1 protein-coding gene is annotated in these 1,280 nt (G+C 31.0%); it reads left to right on the top strand.

Annotated features, from left to right (window positions below):
- Positions 1–176 precede the first annotated feature (176 nt).
- Entirely contained in the window at positions 177–986 is an 810-nt protein-coding gene (locus tag CD003_RS21435) for a tyrosine-type recombinase/integrase (RefSeq protein WP_096203299.1), read from the top strand.
- Positions 987–1,280 lie beyond the last annotated feature (294 nt).

Genomic DNA, 1,280 nt, shown 5'->3' with positions numbered 1-1,280 from the left:
TCAAGTCCCTTCACCCGCACCATACATACATAAATTTCACATTTAAATCCATATAAAAAAGAGACCCATTTTTTGGTCTCTTTTTTTGTGACCTAAAAATATAAAGTTGCGCAGAATTTGACAAAATTCTAACAATAAGGTATCCTCTGACTAAGGGTAAGAAGGAGGAATCTAGATTGAATATAAAATGCGCTGGAACCACAGAAGAAATACTTGACCTTTTCGCTAATTATCTTTATCAAAAAGGTCGCTCTGAAAATACAATTAAAACGTATTGTGGTGCAATCCATTCATTTTGTAATTGGTTAACAGAACAAAAGAAAGATATTAAATTAATTAATAATGTTGATGTTCAGTCATATATAGATTATTTAGAAGTAGAAGGACGAAGTACTTCTACCATTAATAAAATCTATAATGCGATAAAAATCTTTGATGCTACATTTCAACTAGAAATTACTAAAGATATTCGTCGAGTTAAAAAAGTAGACACAGAAAGAAATTCGGAATTTTTAACGAAATATGATATCGAGAAGTTACTAATCAATGTTAAAAAAAGTAGGAATAAACGTAATATAGCTATGGTTTATACATTTTTAGAAACAGGTATTAGAGTATCTGAGTTCTGTAAGTTAAATAAGTCTGACGTTCAATTTAATAGTAACGGATATACAGGACAATTAACGGTAGTAAATTCAAAAGGACATGGTTATAGAACCCTACCTTTGACACAAACAGTAGTTGGTTATTTAAAATCTTATCTCGAAACTCGAGATGATGACAACGAGTCCCTATTTTTATCAGGTTACAACAAAAGGATAGCGACTCGAACAGTTCAACATACTTTAAAACAATATGATTTAACCCCACATATGTTACGCCACACCTATTGTTATGACTTAGTCCAAAAAGGAGTAGACCTTTCAATCGTGGCGCAATTGGCAGGACATGTAAATACTACAATTACCAAACAGTATGTCTCATAAAAAAACAGGTAACTGATTAAATCAGTTACCTGTTTTTTAATTCTCCTCTAAAAGTTTAAACTTTTAGAGGAGAATTAAAACCAACTCAAATCATGATTTAACAGCCCAAAAAACATTTAAAAGTTAGTCTATTATTTAACAGTGTAAAGATATAAGACTTTTAGAAAAAAACTAAGAATAGCACTTAACGGGTTAAGCCTCTAAGCCAAAGTAAGCGCAAGAGTGAAATACTACACTACTACATCAGAATAAAATTAGAGTAATAGGTTCCTCTTCTCTCTCGTATGATGTACT

The sequence above is a fragment of the Bacillus sp. FJAT-45350 genome (genome assembly GCF_002335805.1).
Lineage (GTDB): Bacteria > Bacillota > Bacilli > Bacillales > NISU01 > FJAT-45350.
This window is presented reverse-complemented; position numbering and strand designations above follow the sequence as displayed.